Source organism: Plantibacter flavus (genome assembly GCF_002024505.1).
In the GTDB taxonomy this organism is placed as follows: domain Bacteria; phylum Actinomycetota; class Actinomycetes; order Actinomycetales; family Microbacteriaceae; genus Plantibacter; species Plantibacter flavus_A.
This window is the reverse complement of the sequence record NZ_CP019402.1, coordinates 2,114,941-2,130,322: the sequence shown is the minus strand read 5'-3', so window position 1 is coordinate 2,130,322 and position 15,382 is coordinate 2,114,941. Positions and strand designations below refer to the sequence as shown.

Sequence of the window (15,382 nt, the reverse complement as noted above, 5' to 3'; positions counted from 1 at the left end):
ATCCCGCCATGCAGCCGACCGCGACGCACCCCACCGCTCGAGTCGCCGACCCGACGTCTCGCCCGATCCGTGTCGTCTCGATCCCGGCCGCGCACCCCTACGTCGGCCGGGTCTCCGCCTCACCCGAGATCGACGTCCTGGACGATCCGCCGGTCGAGGGAGCGCCATCGGGCGTCTGGTGGCCCCCCGTGGCCCTCGATCCGAGCTGGATCCGCGACCACGCCGGCGATGCCGATCTCCTGCACATCCACTTCGGCACGGAGTCGTTCCCACCCGGACACGTGACCGCGTGCCTCGAGGCCGCGCACGAGGTCGGCTGGTCGGTCGTCTACACGGTGCACGACCTCGAGCACCCGCAGCTCGAGCACCAGGGGGCGTACGGGGCGCAGCTCGACGAGCTCGTCCGCGGCGCCGACGCGCTGGTCACGCTGACCCCGGCGCCGCCGAGGGGATCCGGGAACGCTGGGGTCGCGAGGCGATGGTCATCGCTCATCCGTCACTCCTCTCGGACGACGTCGACGTCCCGCTCGTGCTGCCGTCGGCCGGGTTTCGGGTCGGCGTGCATCTGAAGGACCTGCGCCCCAATGTGGACGCGGTCGGTGTCGTCACCACCCTCATCGACGCGGTCGAACGCCTGCGTCGCCGTGGAGCGGACGTCGTCGCAGAGATCCGGATGCACCACGTGGTCCGCGATCCGGAGGCCCGCGACACCGTCCGACGGCTTGTCGGCAGATCGGAAGCGGCGCTCCTCATCGAGCACGAGCGTCTCGACGACCTCGGACTCGCCATCGCGCTCAGCCGCCTGGACGTCTGCCTGCTCCCCTACCGGCACGGCACGCATTCCGGCTGGCTCGAACTCTGCTGGGATCTCGGCGTGTCCGTCGCCGTCCCGTCCGGGATCGGAGCGTACCTCGAGCAGCATCCCGACGACACGGTCTCCGCGTACGACCTCGGGGACGGAGCATCACTCGAGCGTGCCGTCGGCGAGCTCCTCGAAGCGGATGGCGCGACCCGAGCCGGTTCCGCCGGTCGGAGCGCCACCGTCGCCGAGCGCCGCGCCCGTCGCGTCGTCGACGACGCCGTCGGCGCAGCAGCGCACGCCGGGCTGTACCGCCGAGTCATCTCCGAGCACGCCTCGTGACGGCCGGTCCACGACTGCGCGTCGTCGTCATCGCCCCGCTGCGCTTCCCCATCCGTCGTCCACACGCCGGCGGGCTCGAATCCGCCGTGTGGTCGGAGGTCACCGCGCTCCGCGCACGAGGCCACGAGGTGACGTTCATCGGCGTCCGCGGGTCCGACTTCGTCGAGCGCGGCAGCGTCTTCGAACTACCGGAACTACGGTGGCCGCGCTGGTCCTCCCCCGACGACGAGCGGTATCCCCCGGGCCACATGACCCGATCCGTCCCGGCATTGCGCCGTGCGCTCGAGGCGATCGCCGCTCGGCCAGGGCGATACGACGTGGTCTCCAACCACTGCCTGGACGCGCTGCCGGTGGAACTGGCGCCCGAGCTGGGCGTCCCCATGATCACCACCCTGCACACACCGGTCGACGAGGCCGTAGCCGCTGCCGCGAGCCTGGCCGGTTCCGACGGCAGCCGGTTCCTGGCGGTGAGCGAGTTCACGAAGCGCACCTGGGCGGCGGCCGGTGTCGAATCCGAGGTGCTCCTGAACGGCATCGATCCGGATGCCTGGCGGGCCGGCCGAGGCGGCGAGGACCTCGTGTGGTTCGGACGGGTCGTCGCGGAGAAGGCCCCGCACCTCGCGGTCGACGTCGCCCGCCGACTCGGTCGCCGGCTCGTCATCGCCGGTCGCGTGGGTGATCCGGTGTACGCCGAGCGCGTGCTGTCGCCGCTGCTGGGACGCGACGTCCGACATGTCGGGCCGCTCGACCCGGCGCGACTCGCCACGCTCGTCGGACGGAGCGCGGCAGCGGTCTCGACGCCGGCGTGGGCCGAGCCGTTCGGTCTCGTCGCGCCGGAGGCGCTGATGACCGGGACACCGGTGGTCAGTTTCGCCGTCGGAGGTGTGCCCGAAATCGCCCAGGCCAGCGTCGGGATGCAGGTCGTCGAGCCAGGAGACCTGGCCGCCATGGCGGACCGCGTGGACGGGTTGATCCGGCAGTCGGAGCTGGACCGAGGGTTCCGCGCCTCGATCCGGGCATCCGCCCTCGCCCGGTTCTCGCTCGACGCCAGGGTGGGCCGGCTCGAGGAGCACTTCGCGGCGCTCCTCGGCGACTCGCCCGTGCTCGGTTCCGGTCGCGTGGACGAGTTCAGCTCGTGAGGCCGCGCATCGGTTGGTACGTGCACCACCACGGACGGGGGCACGTGACGCGTCTGCTCGCCGTCGCACCCCACCTCGACGCCGACATCGTCTGCTTCAGCTCGTTCCCGGCTCCGGTGGGACTCCCCTCGAACTGTTCCTGGGTGGTGCTCGACCGGGATGACGACGTGCCGGACGGCGCGTCTCCCCGGACGACTGCGATCCGACCGCGGAGGGGCTGCTGCACTGGGCGCCACTCGGCCATGCCGGTCACCGTGCTCGTCTTGCGACCATCGCCGCCGCTCTCGCGCAGCAGCAGATGGACACGATGGTGGTGGACGTCTCCGTCGAGGTGGTGCTCCTCGCACGCCTGCTCGGTGTCCCCACCGTCGTCATGGCACAGCCGGGCCATCGCGACGACGAGCCGCACGCGCTCGCCTTCCGTGCGGCGTCGACGATCATCGCCCCATGGCCTCAGGGTGTGCTGCAGCTGGAGCACCTGCGTCCCGTGCAGGACAAGGTGGTGTACACCGGCGGCATCAGTCGCTTCGAGGGACGGGAGCGGATGTCCGCGGAAGCCGGGCGCAGCGGGGTGCTCCTCCTCGCCGGTGCCGGGGGTTCCGCGGTATCACGGGATGCCGTGGAGGAAGCCGTACGCGCCAGCGGTCGCGATTGGACCTCGCTCGGCACCGGTGCCGGGTCTGTCTGGTCCGACGACCCGTGGGACGCGCTCTGCCGGGCGGAGGTGGTGGTGTCGTGGGCCGGTCAGAACGCGATCGCCGATCTCGCCGCGGCCGGCGTCACGGCCGTCGTGGTCCCACAGGAACGCCCGTTCGACGAGCAGGTGTCCACCGCCCGTGCACTTGAAGCCAACGAGCTGGCGGTCGTGCGGGCGTCCTGGCCCGACGCTGCCGACTGGCCGGCCGTCCTCGACCGGGCTGCGGAGCTCGACCCCGACTGGTCGCGTTGGCAGGTGGCGGGCGCCGCCCGACGGGCGGCTGAGGCGATCGAGGCGGTCGCGGCCGGCGATAATGCAAGGGGTGGGCGATGAGGACGTCGATCGTGACCCTGTGCTCGCGCCCACGACTCGGGCACCTCGAACGGCAGCTCGAGGCCGTCAGGGCGTTCATACCGACGTCGGGTGACGTGGTGGAGCGACTCGTCGTGTGGATCGGCGACGACGCACCACCGGCTCTCGAGGCGGAGCTGACGGTCCACCTCCCACCGGGGCCCGACGGGCTCCGTCTCGCGGCAGGTCGGAACCTCGGTGCCGCGCTGGCCGTCGAGCGCGGTGCCGACCTCATCGTGTTCCTCGACGCGGACTGCGTCCCCGGGCCCGCACTGCTCGACCGGTACCGCGAAGCGTCAGCTCGCCATCCGGGGGCCATCCTCTGCGGACCGGTGACCTATCTGCAGCCCGGCGTGGACGTCGCCGACCACCACGCGTTGGCGGCGGCGACGGCTCCACATGCCGCGAGACCGAACCCGGAGGACGGCGCGGAGCGTGTCGCCTCCGAGGACGAGTACCCGCTGTTCTGGTCCTTGTCGTTCGCGACGACTGCGTCGACGTGGTCCCGGACCGGAGGGTTCGACGAGGGCTACGAAGGCTACGGCGGTGAGGACACAGACTTCGCGTTCGCCCTGAGCGCGGCGGGGACACCACTCGTGTGGGTCGGAGGCGCGCACGCCTACCACCAACACCACGAGACGCAGCGCCCGCCCTGGCAGCACTTCGACGACATCCTCCGGAACGGCGCGCGGTTCGCCGACCGGTGGGGAACCTGGCCGATGACCGGTTGGCTGGAGGCGTTCGCTCAGGCCGGCGCCGTGCGGCGGGTGGGTGAGGACTGGGTCCGCGTTCAGCCGACCGCGACCACCAGCGCGATGGCGACGGGCTCCGGCGCATAACGGTCGACGGGACAGTGCCGTCTCATCGGCCACTGCCCGGGCGTCACTCGTCAGCGACGAATCGCACCCGGTGGACCGCTGCGCAGTCGTGTGCTGCGCTGGAGCCATCGGACGGCGGGCAGATCCTCCGGCCAGTGCACACGCAGGGTGGTCCAGCCGCGACGCATCCGGAGGGCGAGTGAACCGGCATCGGTGAACGGGCGCATCGAGATCCCCATTTTGAGCGACCGGTCGTAGCGCACGCGTCGGTGCAGACCCAGGTGGGCCGACACGTCCAGATCGTCGTGCAGTTCCGCATCCTCGCGGTGCACCGTCTCGGCGATCTGCTCCCACGTCTCGCGTCGGATCGCACAGTTGGACCCGAAGATCGGGACCTGGGCGAGGGCGGCCCCGACGAAGAGCCGGTACGCCCCGAGGTAGAGGCCGGCGAGCGGTGCTCGGAGCGGGCGGGGACCGTCGATGAAGACGGCGGGGCCGGTGAGCGCCTCCAGCTCCGGGTCCGTCGCGAACGCCTCGGTGATCCGGGTCAACCAGTCCGGCGGCGGCACGCAGTCCGCGTCGAGTCTCGCGACGACCGTCGCCGTCGCGTGGTCGAAGCCGGCTGCGTTCGCCGCGGGGATACCGGGCATCGGCTCATCGATGAGGACCGCGCAATACCGCTCGGCGATGGCCGCGACGTCGGCACGATCGCGGCTGCCGTTGTCGACGACGATGATCGATGCGGGTCCGGTGTGCTGCGCGCGCAGGGAGCGCAGACAGCGGCGCAGGAGCGCGGCGTCGTCCTTCACCGGAACGACCACGTCCACGGTCATGGGCGGGTGGACTGCGGTCTCGTGCGTCTCGACCGTCATGCGTCTCGCCCATCCGCCAGCAGTTGTGCCTCCGCGAACACCCGCGGGTGGGCGAGGATCCGGAAGTGACCGCCGGTGTCGAGTTCCACGTTCTTGGCGCCCTCGAGTCGGCTGCCGCCCGGGATGTGCGGATCGAAGCGCCCGTAGACGGAGACGATCCTCGGATTGACGGTCGCCTCGCGGGAGAGCGCGAGGATCGTCGGGTCGTCGGGGGTGAAGATGCGGAGGCTCGGGAGGAGCATGAGCCTCGCGTACCGCGATCCGGCGAACGGCGCCGCGACGGCGAGCATCCCCGAGATCCGGGCTCCGCCGCCGCCGAGCGACATGACGAACTTGCCGACGAGCCCGCCCTTGCTGTGCGCGAGGAGGACGACGTCGCCGAGCCCGTTCGCCTCGAGGTAGTCGGCGACGAGTCGTGCCGCCACCGGGACCGCGCGGTCGTTGCGCCCGAGCGGGTCGATCACGTGCACCGGGTGCCCGTCGTCGTGGAGTCGGCGGATGAGCGGCTCGAGGAACCGCCAGGTCTCGTAGACGCCCGGGAGGACCACGATCGGCGACCGGTCGCCGGACAGGAATTCATGCGGATCGGTGCGGCTGACGAACGCCCGGAGCTGCCAGACGAGCGCGTAGGCGTAGTCGCGCGCCCACCAGCCGAGTGTCCGCAGCGCGGACCGGATCACCGGTGGTCACCGTTCGCGTGGCTCAACCGTCTCCCCGCAGGACCTGGGGGCGTCGCTCTGTTCCCATGTCCTCACCGTAACCGGACCACCCGGCCTCACCCTGGACCTTGACAGCGGCCGGACCGGACCCGGGCTGATCGGGACCGACGATGCTCGGCGTGGCTCACCACGGGTGCGGTGCGCTGATAATCTGGCAGCTGCGGTGGCCTCGGGGTGTTCGTGTGCCCGGACGATCGAGGAGTGCAGTGGGAGAGATCGACGGAGAGTTCGGCCGCGTCCGGGACGCGCTGGAGCGTCCCGCGATCCGGCTCCTGAGTCGCCCGACCGCACCGGCGGTGGTCGCGATCTTCCGCACCACGTTCGGCCGCGACGTCCAGTTCGTCGCAGCGGACCGCTTCCATCTGCAGGTCGAGGAGTACCTCGGCGAACTCGCGGCTCGCGGTGCTCGGATCCCGGCCGGCGGCGATGAACGCGGTGGCGGACGGTCCCTCTGCCGGGAGTGGGTGCACGACCAGTGGCTCGTCCGGACGAGCACCGACGACGGCGAGGAACAGTACTCGCTCACCTCGCACGCGCTCGAAGCGGTCTCGCTCGTCGACGGCCTCGCACACGACCGCGCCCTCATCAGCGAGTCGCGCCTGACCATGATCCTCGACTCGGTGCGCCGATGGGCGCTGCAGGCCGACCCGGACCGTGACGAGCATCTGCGTCGTATCGACGCGCAGCTCGCCGAGCTCCAGGCGGAACGCGAACGGGTCGCGGCCGGTGGCACCGTCGTGGCGGCGAGCGACGACCGGATGCAGGACGGCTACGCCAACATCGCCGACCTCATCCGTCAGCTCCCGAGCGACTTCCGCCGGGTCGAGGAGTCGGTCATCGCGATGCACCGGCGGATCGTCGAGGACTTCCGGAACGACACCCGACCGATCGGCGAGATCCTCGACGACTACCTCCGGCGCACCGACGAGCTGATGACGGCGACGGCAGAGGGTCGGGCCTTCGAGGGCGCTTTCGAGCTCCTCCGCAACGACGATCTGCTCCAGGACCTCAAGCGCGACCTTTCCACGATCCTCGACCACCCCTTCTCGGCCAGGCTCGGGCCCGCGGAGCTCCGTGGCTTCCGGGGTGCCGTCGGGATCATCCGACAGGGGATCGACGACGTCCTCGCGCAGCGTCGGCGGCTCACCGCGACGCTCCGTGACCACATCGTGCATCACGACGTCGTGCAGGACCGCGAGCTCGACACGACCCTGCGAGCATTGAACCAGCGCCTCGGCATCTGGATGCGGACCGCGGGACCACGCGCCTCCGTCGACCTGCCGCTCCTCCCCGAGACCATCGACATCGAGCACCTGCGCGAGCGGTTCTACGATCCGGACGTCGAGGTCGCACCGCCGCCGATCGCGACGTCCGTCGAACGGATCGACGGCGCGGCGATGTCGCTCGACACCCTCCGGTCGCAGGGTGGTCCGCTCCTCGACGAGCTCCGGGCCGGACTCCTCGATGCGGTGACCTCCGGTGCCGAGGACGCCCATGCGGCGTTCTCGGCGCTCGATCCGGAACTCCGACGACCTGTGGAGCTCTTCGGCCTCGTCCACCTCATGACCCAGCTGGGCACGTACGACGAGCAGGCACCACGCCGTCGCTACGAGACGGTCCGTCCGGACGGGACGACCACCGGGTTCGAACTCCCGGCCTTCCCACTGGGTGAGGCCGGTGTCGCAGCGCTGACGCGAGCCACGACGACCACGACGACTGTTCCGGCCGACCAGGCCGGGCGCGGAACGGAATGACATGACCTCCGAGACGGATCCCACCGTGACGGCGACGACCGATTCGACGTCGGTCGACCTGACGACGGACGGACTCGACGCCTTCGCACCCGCCGAGGCGCCGGTCGCCGACCCGGATGACGACTCGTTCGCCCTCTTCGAAGGGGACGAGGGACGCCTCGACGCCGCTCAACGTCGTGCGCTGGTCGCTCTGCTGAAGCACCGCTACGTCAGCCCCGCGCTCCAGCCTGCCGAGTGGCGGACGGTCCTCGAGTCCGAGTCGCTGCTGCGGTCCCGCCTCAACGAGCTGTTCCTGGAGCTCGAGGTGGACCGCTCGGCCGAGGTCGCATTCAAGCGCCAGGCGGGCTCGGAGAGCGGGCGGCGTCCCTTCCCGACCCTGCTGCACGACACCAGCTACAGCCGCGAGGAGACGATCCTGCTCGTCTACCTGCGGACGCGTCTCCGGACCGAACTGGCCAACGGCGCACGGGCCGCGATCGTCGAACACGACGAGCTCCTCGGCTTCGTCGCGAGTTTCCGGCCCGAGCACGCCACTGATCGCGCCCGCGACGACGGACGCGTCGAGCGCGCGATCGACAAGCTGCTGACCGCGCGCGTCCTGCTGCGGACCAAGGACGCCCGCCGCCACCGGATCGCGTCGGTGGTGGAGACGCTCCTCCCCCTCGAGCGCCTCCAGGAACTCCTGGAGTGGCTCGAGACGCAGACCGCAGCGGTCGATCCGGCCTCCGAACAGCCGCGAACCGATGCCGACGCGGACTCGGACGACGAGCCCGACGGCACCGTGGCCGAGTCGCAGGACTCCCCCGACGACCAGACCCAGCCACAAGCAGCAGAGGACGACCGATGAGCCGCTCCACGGACACCGACACCCTGCTGGACCTCGTCGAGCAGTGGCGCATCGAACGGATGCAGGTCATCAACTGGGGTGGGTTCGACGGGTACCGATCGGTCGATTTCGCCTCCCGCGCGACGCTCATCTCCGGCGCTTCCGGAACCGGGAAGAGCTCGCTCATGGACGCGTATCTCGCGGTCATGATGCCGTCGGACGTGCCGTTCAACGGAGCCTCCAACGACGCGGCGGTCGGACGGGCGCGGAATCCCGACCAGCGCAACCTGCTCACGTATCTCCGCGGCAAGGTCGACTCGGCACGGGACCCGCAGACCGGGGCGATGCGCGACATCAACCTGCGCGGCACGGATCAGCTCACCTGGGGTGCCGTGGCGGTGACGTTCCTCAACGACGACGACCGTCGCTTCACCGTCGTGCGCGCCTACCTCGTCCCGCGACGTGCGCTGCGCACCGGTGACCTGTCGATGACCATGGCGACCGTCGACGGGCCGTTCGAGCTCATGGACCTCGAGGCGTTCGTGCCGAAACGGTTCGACGCCGGTGAGCTCCAGGGTCGCATCCCCGGATTCGTCGTCCGCGACACCTACGCGGAGCTGTCCTACACGCTGCACACTCGTCTCGGCATCGGTGCCGGTGGCGACGGTGGACGGGCGATGCGTCTGCTGGCCAGGATCCAGGCGGGCCAGCACCTGCCGACGGTCGACGGCCTGTACAAGTCGATGGTGCTGGAGCGTCCGAGCACGTACGACGCGGCCGACCGGGCGCTGTCGCACTTCGAAGCGCTCGACGAGGCGTACCTCGCGATGGAGACCGAGAGCCGTAAGGCTCGGGTGCTCGAGCGGCTCGGTGAGCTGCGTCGCGACTACGAGGACGGGCACCGGGCGGCGGCCGACCTCGAGCGCCTCGGCTTCACCGAGGACGGCACGACCCCCTTCACCGTCTGGCGCAGTCGCGCACACGAGGCATTGCTCGACGAAGCGGTCTCCAGGAACCGGCGGGAGAAGCTCGAGGCCGGGGCCACGTTGGAAGCGGCGCGGGCACGAGCTGCTGCCGCAGGTGTCCGCGTCCGCGAGCTCGAGCGTCAGGTGTCGGAGCAGGGCGGGAGCGCGCTGCGGCGTGCCGAGGAACGCCGTGAGGCCGCGGAGGCGACGCACGCCGAGGTGGCACGAGCCAGGTCGCTGTTCGACGAGCGCACCGAGGTCCTCGACGATCCGATCGAGGATGAAGCCTCGTTCCGGCGTGCGCTGGGCCGCAGTGAGGACTTCCTCGCCGACGACGACACCGCGCTCGACGCCATCGAGACCGATCGCGCCCAGCTGCATCGCGAAGCGTTCCCCCTCGAGGAGCGCAACACCGAGCTCCGCCGTGAGCTGCAGTCGCTTCGCGGCCGTGACGGCGCGGTCCCCGATCGACTCCACCGGGCGAGGCTCGCCCTCGCCGAGGCGGCCGGACTCGATCCCGAACAGCTGCCGTTCGTGGCCGAGCTCATCGACGTCGCTCCCGCCTATGCCGCCTGGCGTCCCGCGATCGAGGTCACCCTCCACGGTCTCGCGAGGACCGTCCTCGTCGACGAGGAACACCTCGACGCGTTCGGCCGCGCGATCGACGCCGTCCGGATCCCGGTCCGCCTGCAGTTCGAGGGTGTCCCGCTGCATGAGCCGTCCTCCCCGGACGCGGGCGACCCCGCGTTCATCTCCGGCCGCGTCACGTACCGCACCTCCCCGTTCAGTACGTGGATCGAGCAGCGCGTCACCTCGGACCGGATCGACGCGCGGTGTGTGGAGACACCGTCGGAGCTCTCGGGCGGAGGTCGCCGCGTGACCGTGAACGGCCAGCTGCGTGACGGCCGCCGCGGCTCTCACGGCGACACGGGCGGCGCACCGATCCTCGGCTTCACCAATGAGGCGCGGATCGCGTCGATCGAGGCGGAGACGGCCGACATCCGCGGGCGACTCGAGGTCATCGCCGGTCGACAGGCCGGGATCCAGCAGCGGCTGTCGCGTCGTGAGGCCGAGCGGGCCGCCCACCGGTACCGACTCGACACCGAGTGGGCCCGGATCGACGTCGCCGGTGCAGCAGCGCTTCGTGACGCCGCCGCGGCCGAGCTGGAGCGTCTACTCGACGCCAGTGACGTCCTGCAGGAGCTTCAGGGCTCGGTGGCGGCCGCCCAACGTGAACTCGACGCCGCCAACGCGGAGCGGTTCCCGGCCGAGGACCGTGTCAGACGCCTCGACGAAGAGCACGGGGTGCTCGTCGATCAGCAGGACGCGGCGACGACGGTCATCGACCGCTTCGAGCGCTCCGAGGTGGAGGAGGTCTCCCCCGCCGACGTCGAGCGGATCGAAGCCGCCCTCGCAGCGGTGGGAGGCGTGCCGTCACTCGGTGGGTTCGGCGATGCGATGAAGCGGCTCCGCGCCCGGCTCGGTGACGAGTTGTCGTCGGCCGTCCGCCAGGCGGAGCAGGCCGCGCTCGCACAGGTGCACGTGTTCGAGCAGTACCAGTCGATCTGGCACGACCCCAACCTCGGCACGACGCTCGAGTCCTACGGCGACTACCGGGCGATCCTCGACGGCATCCTCGGCACCGGTCTCCCCGAGCGCCGCCAGGAGTGGCGCCGCCGGCTGTCCCAATGGAGCGGCGAGGACCTGGTCCCCCTCAGCAGCGCGTTCGACAGCGCCGTCGAGGAGATCGAGGACCGCCTGGTCCCGGTCAACGACATCCTGCGCGACCTGCCGTTCGGACCGGCGCACGATCGTCTCAAGATCGTCCTCCGCCGGGTGCATCGCGAGGAGGCCTCCGCCTTCCGGCGCGAGCTGCGCGCCCTGTCGAGCGAGGTCACCGCGAACCTCGGCGACGACGAGTTGGAGGCCCGGTTCCAGCGGCTCCGCCGGTTCATGGAGTCGATGCGCGACACGGGCGCCGGCGCCCAGTCGACCCGCGACCAGGTGCTCGACGTGCGCCGTCACGTCGAGATCACCGCCGTACGGTACGACACGTCGGGGCAGGACGTCAGCGTCTACTCCTCGCTCGGCGACAAGAGCGGTGGCGAGACCCAGGAGCTCGTCGCGTTCATCGTCGGCGCCGCCCTGCGCTACCAGCTCGGTGACGAGGACCGCCCACGTCCGAGGTTCGCGCCGGTGCTGCTGGACGAGGGCTTCATCAAGGCGGACTCGGAGTTCGCCGGCCGCGCAGTGGTCGCCTGGCTGCGGCTCGGCTTCCAGCTCGTCATCGGTGCGCCGCTCGACAAGGTGACGGCGCTCGAGCCCTACATGGACCGGCTCCTGTCGATCCGGAAGGATCCGCAGACCCGACACGCCTGGGTCGCCGAGATCGAGCGGTCGGCCCCGGCCGAGCCGCTCGAACGCGTCGGATAGCGCTGTTCCGTCGATCTCAATCGATCGCGGCGTGACTTGACACGACGCGTGTTCGAACATATGTTCGAACCATGTCCGATCGGCCCGCCGCCCCGCCGATCCGCATCGGCGAGGCCGAGTGGATCGTGATGCGGGATGTGCCCGACCGGCCGGCCGGTCTCGTGAAGTATTTCGCGCCGAGCGGCGCACCGGCCTACTTCCGCTGCGTCACCTGGGCTCCGCGGTCAGAGGACCGCCGACTGATCGGTCGGTTCGCGACGCTCGCCGAGGCGGAGCGCGCCGTGCCGGGTGGACGCCGGTCCGCCGCACCGGCCACTCCCAGCTCCGCGGACGCCTGGGAGCACGGGCAGGTCCCGTGGGACGCAGCGCCGCGACGGAGCGACCGGTACGCCTGAGCGGCTGGTCACCGCTCGGTCAGCGCCACCCGTACCGCGACCGGAGCCCGTTGGCGACTCGGGCGAAGCGATCCCGCGGGACCTGAGCCGCTTCCCGTCGCATGCCGTCGGGGTGCACGCGGAAGACGCGGTCGAGGTTCGCCCAACTCGGACGGCCGGCGCTGTCCCATCCGCCGGTGCCGAGCGGCACGAACTCACCGTCCTGCGAATGATCCTTGCTCGTCAGCTGCACCGCCAGCACCCAGCCTCCGGTCGAGCGCGCCACGATGAGCACCGGGCGGTCCTTGCCACGTCCGTCGCGCTCCTCGTACGGCACCCAGGTCCAGACGATCTCGCCTGGGTCGGGATCGCCGTCGACAGCCGGGGCGTAGTCGATCGACACGGCGCCCACCGTCCGCGGATCGACCTCGACCGTCGCCGTCCGGCCCGAGCGTCCGGGTGAAGCGGCGGTGGTGGTCGGTGGCGTCGCGAGGCCGGCGGTCCGCACCGCACTGGAGGCGGCGCGGGTGGAGGGGCCCAGGAGTGCGTTCGCGACGCGACGGATGATCGAGGTGAAGGTTGACACGCCGTCACCCTACCGTCCGCGGCCGCCACCCCAGCGAACGACGGACGGGCGCCGTCCTGATGGACGACGCCCGTTCGGCGAATCGATGGTGGTCGAGGTCAGTCGACGAGCGCGTACCCCTCTTCGCCGTGCACGGAGGTGTCGACGCCGGCGATCTCATCCTCGTTCTTGACGCGGAAGCCGATGGTCTTCTCGATCGCGAAGCCGATGACGAAGGCCACGATGAAGGAGTAGACGAGGACGGCGAAGGCGGCGATGGCCTGGACGGCGAGCTGCTCGATGCCGCCGCCGACGAAGAGGCCGGTCTCGGTCGCGAAGAAGCCGAGGTACAGGGTGCCGATGAGACCACCGACGAGGTGGATGCCGACGACGTCGAGGGAGTCGTCGAAGCCGAGCTTGAACTTGAGCTCGACGGCGATGGCGCAGACGGCGCCGGCGACGATGCCGAGGAGCAGCGCCCAGCCAGGCGTCAGGTTCGCGCATGCCGGGGTGATGGCGACGAGACCAGCGACGGCACCGGAAGCGGCGCCCACCGAGGTGGCCTTGCCGTCCTTGAACTTCTCGACGACGATCCAACCGATGATGGCGGCAGCGGTGGCCCCGACGGTGTTGACGACGATGAGTCCGACGTTCGCGAGCTCGTTCAGCCACTCGGCGCCGGCGTTGAAACCGAACCAGCCGAACCACAGGATGGCGGCACCCAGGAGGGTGAGCGGCACGTTGTGCGGCTTCGTGATGCCCTTCTGGAAGCCGATGCGCTTGCCGAGCACCAGCGCGAGGGCGAGTGCTGCGGCTCCGGCGTTGATGTGCACCGCGGTGCCACCCGCGTAGTCGATGACACCGATACCGGCATCCTCACCGAACAGCGTGGTGCCGAGGTTCATGATCCAGCCGCCGCCCCAGACCCACGCGGCGATCGGGAAGTACGCGATGGTCGCGAAGAGACCGGCGAAGATCATCCAGGAGCCGAACTTCGCGCGGTCGGCGATGGCGCCGGAGATCAGCGCGATCGTGATGATCGCGAAGGTGGCGCCGTAGGTCGCCCCCACCAGGTCGGTGTTCGCGGTCTCGCCGCTCGCGAGTGCGGTCATCCCGAAGTCGGAGAAGGGGTTGCCCGCGAACTCCAGCGGGCTGCCGACGGCCGACATGTTGAAGCCGTAGAGGATCCACAGCACGCTGATGAGGCCCAGTGCGCCGAAGCTCATCATCATCATGCTGACGACGCTCTTCGCCTTCACGAGGCCGCCGTAGAAGAATGCGACGCCGGGGGTCATGAACAGCACCAGAGCGGTTGCCGTGACTCCCCAAGCGATACTGCCTGTATCCATTGGATCTTCCTCACACATCGTGGTCTTGCAACGGGTGCCCGAGATGGTGAGGACCGGCTGAGCTCGGCCTCGCCGTCCGACTCGGTACAGCGACCAGTCTGGGGAACGGAGGTTTCCGCACGACTGTCAGCGTGTTTCCGATGTGTTACGCGAGTGCCGCCCAGGTAAACAGCGTGTTTCGTGACCGGGCGGGACCGGTCAGTCCATCGAGGTGAGGGCGATCATGCGCGACATCGCGCGCAGGTACTTCTTGCGGTACCCACCGCTGAGCATGTCGCCGCCGAACACCTCGTCGAGGGCGGTGCCGGTGGTGACCACGGGGATCTGTGCGTCGTACACCCGGTCGATGAACGCGACGAGCCGGAGCGCCTGGCCCTGGTCGGTCAACTCGTGGACGTCGCGGAGCGCGATCAGGTCGACGCCGTCGAGGAGTCCGATGAACCGTGAGGGGTGGACGGCGGCGAGGTGCGTGATGAGACCGTCGAAGGTGTCGACCGTGACGTTCCGGCCGGCGGCCGCCGCCTCCTCGGTGCGGGCGTCGAACCGCTCCTCGGAGCTCACCACGGCGTGCCCCTCGATGCTGCGACGGCGGTAGTCGGTGCCGTCGATGCGGAGGGTCTCGAAATTGGCGCTCATGGCCTGGATCTCGCGGAGGAAGTCGGCTGCGGCGAAGCGGCCCTCCCCCAGGGCGTTCGGCGGCGTGTTGGAGGTCGCCGCGATCCTCGTCCCGGTCGCGACGAGTTCCCCGAGCAGTCGGGTCATGACCATCGTGTCGCCCGGGTCGTCGAGCTCGAACTCGTCGATGCAGATGAGCGTCGCGCCCGTCAGCTGCGCGACCGCCGCCGCGTAGCCGAGCGCTCCGACGAGGGCCGTGTACTCGATGAAGGTGCCGAAGTACTTCTTCCGACCGGGCGCATCGTGCCAGAGCGCGGCCAGGAGGTGGGTCTTGCCGACGCCGAAGCCACCGTCCAGGTAGATGCCCGGCTTGGCCGCCGACACCTTGGGCTTCCGCCGTCCGAAGAAGCCGCCACCGACACCGGCCTGGGGCGCGAAGAAGGCGCGGAGCTTCTCGACCGCGGCCGCCTGGCCAGGGAAATCGGGATCCGGACGGTACGAGTCGAAGCTCGCCTGCTCGAACTGCCGGGGTGGCGTCAGGCTCGCGACGATCTCGGCGCCACTGACCGTGGGGACACGGTCGGCGAGGCTGCGGAATCCGGTCGGGACGGAAGGCGTGGTCACGGCAAACCTCTGGCTCTGCATGGGTGCTGGGTTACGGCGTCTGACGCATCGGTGTGGTTCGGTGGCGCGGACGGCGTACTGTCGAAGGGACAGGCTTCCAGCCTAGATGCACGACACCCGAGCCACACCGCAGCCAGCTG

14 protein-coding genes are annotated in these 15,382 nt (G+C 70.4%); 9 read left to right on the top strand and 5 right to left on the bottom strand.

Translation table 11 applies throughout. From position 1 onward, the window contains the following. Positions 1–8: 8 nt before the first annotated feature. From BWO91_RS20230 to BWO91_RS09940, 5 genes are all read left to right on the top strand, one after another. Positions 9–569, top strand: a complete 561-nt coding sequence (locus BWO91_RS20230) for a hypothetical protein (protein ID WP_240555443.1) — start codon at positions 9–11, stop codon at positions 567–569. Next, positions 560–1,141: a hypothetical protein gene (locus BWO91_RS20225; protein WP_240555441.1), complete on the top strand. Its 582-nt coding sequence runs from the start codon at positions 560–562 to the stop codon at positions 1,139–1,141. Before BWO91_RS20230 ends, BWO91_RS20225 begins: the two co-directional genes overlap by 10 nt. After that, positions 1,138–2,280 (top strand): glycosyltransferase, encoded by a 1,143-nt coding sequence (locus BWO91_RS09950; protein WP_079002481.1) that lies wholly within the window; start codon positions 1,138–1,140, stop codon positions 2,278–2,280. The genes BWO91_RS20225 and BWO91_RS09950 overlap by 4 nt, the downstream gene beginning before the upstream one ends. A gap of 298 nt (positions 2,281–2,578) precedes the next feature. Further along, positions 2,579–3,310, top strand: coding sequence for a glycosyltransferase (locus BWO91_RS09945; RefSeq protein WP_240555440.1), 732 nt, complete (start codon positions 2,579–2,581; stop codon positions 3,308–3,310). After that, positions 3,307–4,167: a glycosyltransferase family 2 protein gene (locus BWO91_RS09940; protein ID WP_079002480.1), complete on the top strand. Its 861-nt coding sequence runs from the start codon at positions 3,307–3,309 to the stop codon at positions 4,165–4,167. Before BWO91_RS09945 ends, BWO91_RS09940 begins: the two co-directional genes overlap by 4 nt. A 50-nt stretch (positions 4,168–4,217) precedes the next feature. On the opposite strand, the gene BWO91_RS09935 is transcribed toward BWO91_RS09940, so the two are convergent. Both BWO91_RS09935 and BWO91_RS09930 read right to left on the bottom strand, forming a co-directional pair. After that, entirely contained in the window at positions 4,218–5,018 is an 801-nt protein-coding gene (locus BWO91_RS09935; protein ID WP_240555438.1) for a glycosyltransferase family 2 protein, read from the bottom strand. Next, positions 5,015–5,698: an esterase/lipase family protein gene (locus BWO91_RS09930; protein WP_240555437.1), complete on the bottom strand. Its 684-nt coding sequence runs from the start codon at positions 5,696–5,698 to the stop codon at positions 5,015–5,017. Before BWO91_RS09930 ends, BWO91_RS09935 begins: the two co-directional genes overlap by 4 nt. Positions 5,699–5,943: 245 nt before the next feature. Between BWO91_RS09930 and BWO91_RS09925 the strand changes: the two genes are divergently transcribed. The 4 genes from BWO91_RS09925 (at position 5,944) to BWO91_RS09910 (ending at position 12,110) form a co-directional block, all read left to right on the top strand. After that, positions 5,944–7,491: a DUF3375 domain-containing protein gene (locus tag BWO91_RS09925; protein WP_167620465.1), complete on the top strand. Its 1,548-nt coding sequence runs from the start codon at positions 5,944–5,946 to the stop codon at positions 7,489–7,491. Between the two features lies 1 nt (position 7,492). Then, the gene (locus BWO91_RS09920) at positions 7,493–8,338 is read left to right on the top strand and encodes a DUF4194 domain-containing protein (protein ID WP_079002478.1); all 846 of its coding nucleotides are present in this window, start codon (positions 7,493–7,495) and stop codon (positions 8,336–8,338) included. Then, positions 8,335–11,715, top strand: a complete 3,381-nt coding sequence (locus tag BWO91_RS09915; protein WP_079002477.1) for an ATP-binding protein — start codon at positions 8,335–8,337, stop codon at positions 11,713–11,715. The genes BWO91_RS09920 and BWO91_RS09915 overlap by 4 nt, the downstream gene beginning before the upstream one ends. Positions 11,716–11,786: 71 nt before the next feature. Then, positions 11,787–12,110, top strand: coding sequence for a hypothetical protein (locus BWO91_RS09910; RefSeq protein ID WP_064293797.1), 324 nt, complete (start codon positions 11,787–11,789; stop codon positions 12,108–12,110). A gap of 19 nt (positions 12,111–12,129) precedes the next feature. Here BWO91_RS09910 and BWO91_RS09905 read toward each other — a convergent pair whose 3' ends face one another. The 3 genes from BWO91_RS09905 to zapE form a co-directional block, all read right to left on the bottom strand. Next, complete coding sequence (locus BWO91_RS09905; RefSeq protein WP_240555436.1) at positions 12,130–12,675, bottom strand: type II toxin-antitoxin system PemK/MazF family toxin; 546 nt, start codon at positions 12,673–12,675, stop codon at positions 12,130–12,132. A 98-nt stretch (positions 12,676–12,773) separates the two neighbouring features. Next, positions 12,774–14,003, bottom strand: a complete 1,230-nt coding sequence (locus tag BWO91_RS09900) for an ammonium transporter (RefSeq protein ID WP_064293796.1) — start codon at positions 14,001–14,003, stop codon at positions 12,774–12,776. A gap of 198 nt (positions 14,004–14,201) precedes the next feature. Next, complete coding sequence (zapE, locus tag BWO91_RS09895) at positions 14,202–15,263, bottom strand: cell division protein ZapE (RefSeq protein ID WP_079002476.1); 1,062 nt, start codon at positions 15,261–15,263, stop codon at positions 14,202–14,204. Between the last annotated feature and the right edge of the window lie 119 nt (positions 15,264–15,382).

What these genes read in the sequence shown, in the direction of transcription:
- BWO91_RS20230 (WP_240555443.1), top strand. Translation starts at nt 9, where the DNA reads ATGCAGCCGACCGCGACGCACCCCACCGCTCGAGTCGCCGACCCGACG.
- BWO91_RS09910 (WP_064293797.1), top strand. Translation starts at nt 11,787, where the DNA reads ATGTCCGATCGGCCCGCCGCCCCGCCGATCCGCATCGGCGAGGCCGAG.
- BWO91_RS09900 (WP_064293796.1), bottom strand. Translation starts at nt 14,003, where the DNA reads ATGGATACAGGCAGTATCGCTTGGGGAGTCACGGCAACCGCTCTGGTG.
- zapE (WP_079002476.1), bottom strand. Translation starts at nt 15,263, where the DNA reads ATGCAGAGCCAGAGGTTTGCCGTGACCACGCCTTCCGTCCCGACCGGA.
- BWO91_RS09940 (WP_079002480.1), top strand. Translation starts at nt 3,307, where the DNA reads ATGAGGACGTCGATCGTGACCCTGTGCTCGCGCCCACGACTCGGGCAC.
- BWO91_RS09920 (WP_079002478.1), top strand. Translation starts at nt 7,493, where the DNA reads ATGACCTCCGAGACGGATCCCACCGTGACGGCGACGACCGATTCGACG.
- BWO91_RS09935 (WP_240555438.1), bottom strand. Translation starts at nt 5,018, where the DNA reads ATGACGGTCGAGACGCACGAGACCGCAGTCCACCCGCCCATGACCGTG.
- BWO91_RS09915 (WP_079002477.1), top strand. Translation starts at nt 8,335, where the DNA reads ATGAGCCGCTCCACGGACACCGACACCCTGCTGGACCTCGTCGAGCAG.
- BWO91_RS09945 (WP_240555440.1), top strand. Translation starts at nt 2,579, where the DNA reads ATGGACACGATGGTGGTGGACGTCTCCGTCGAGGTGGTGCTCCTCGCA.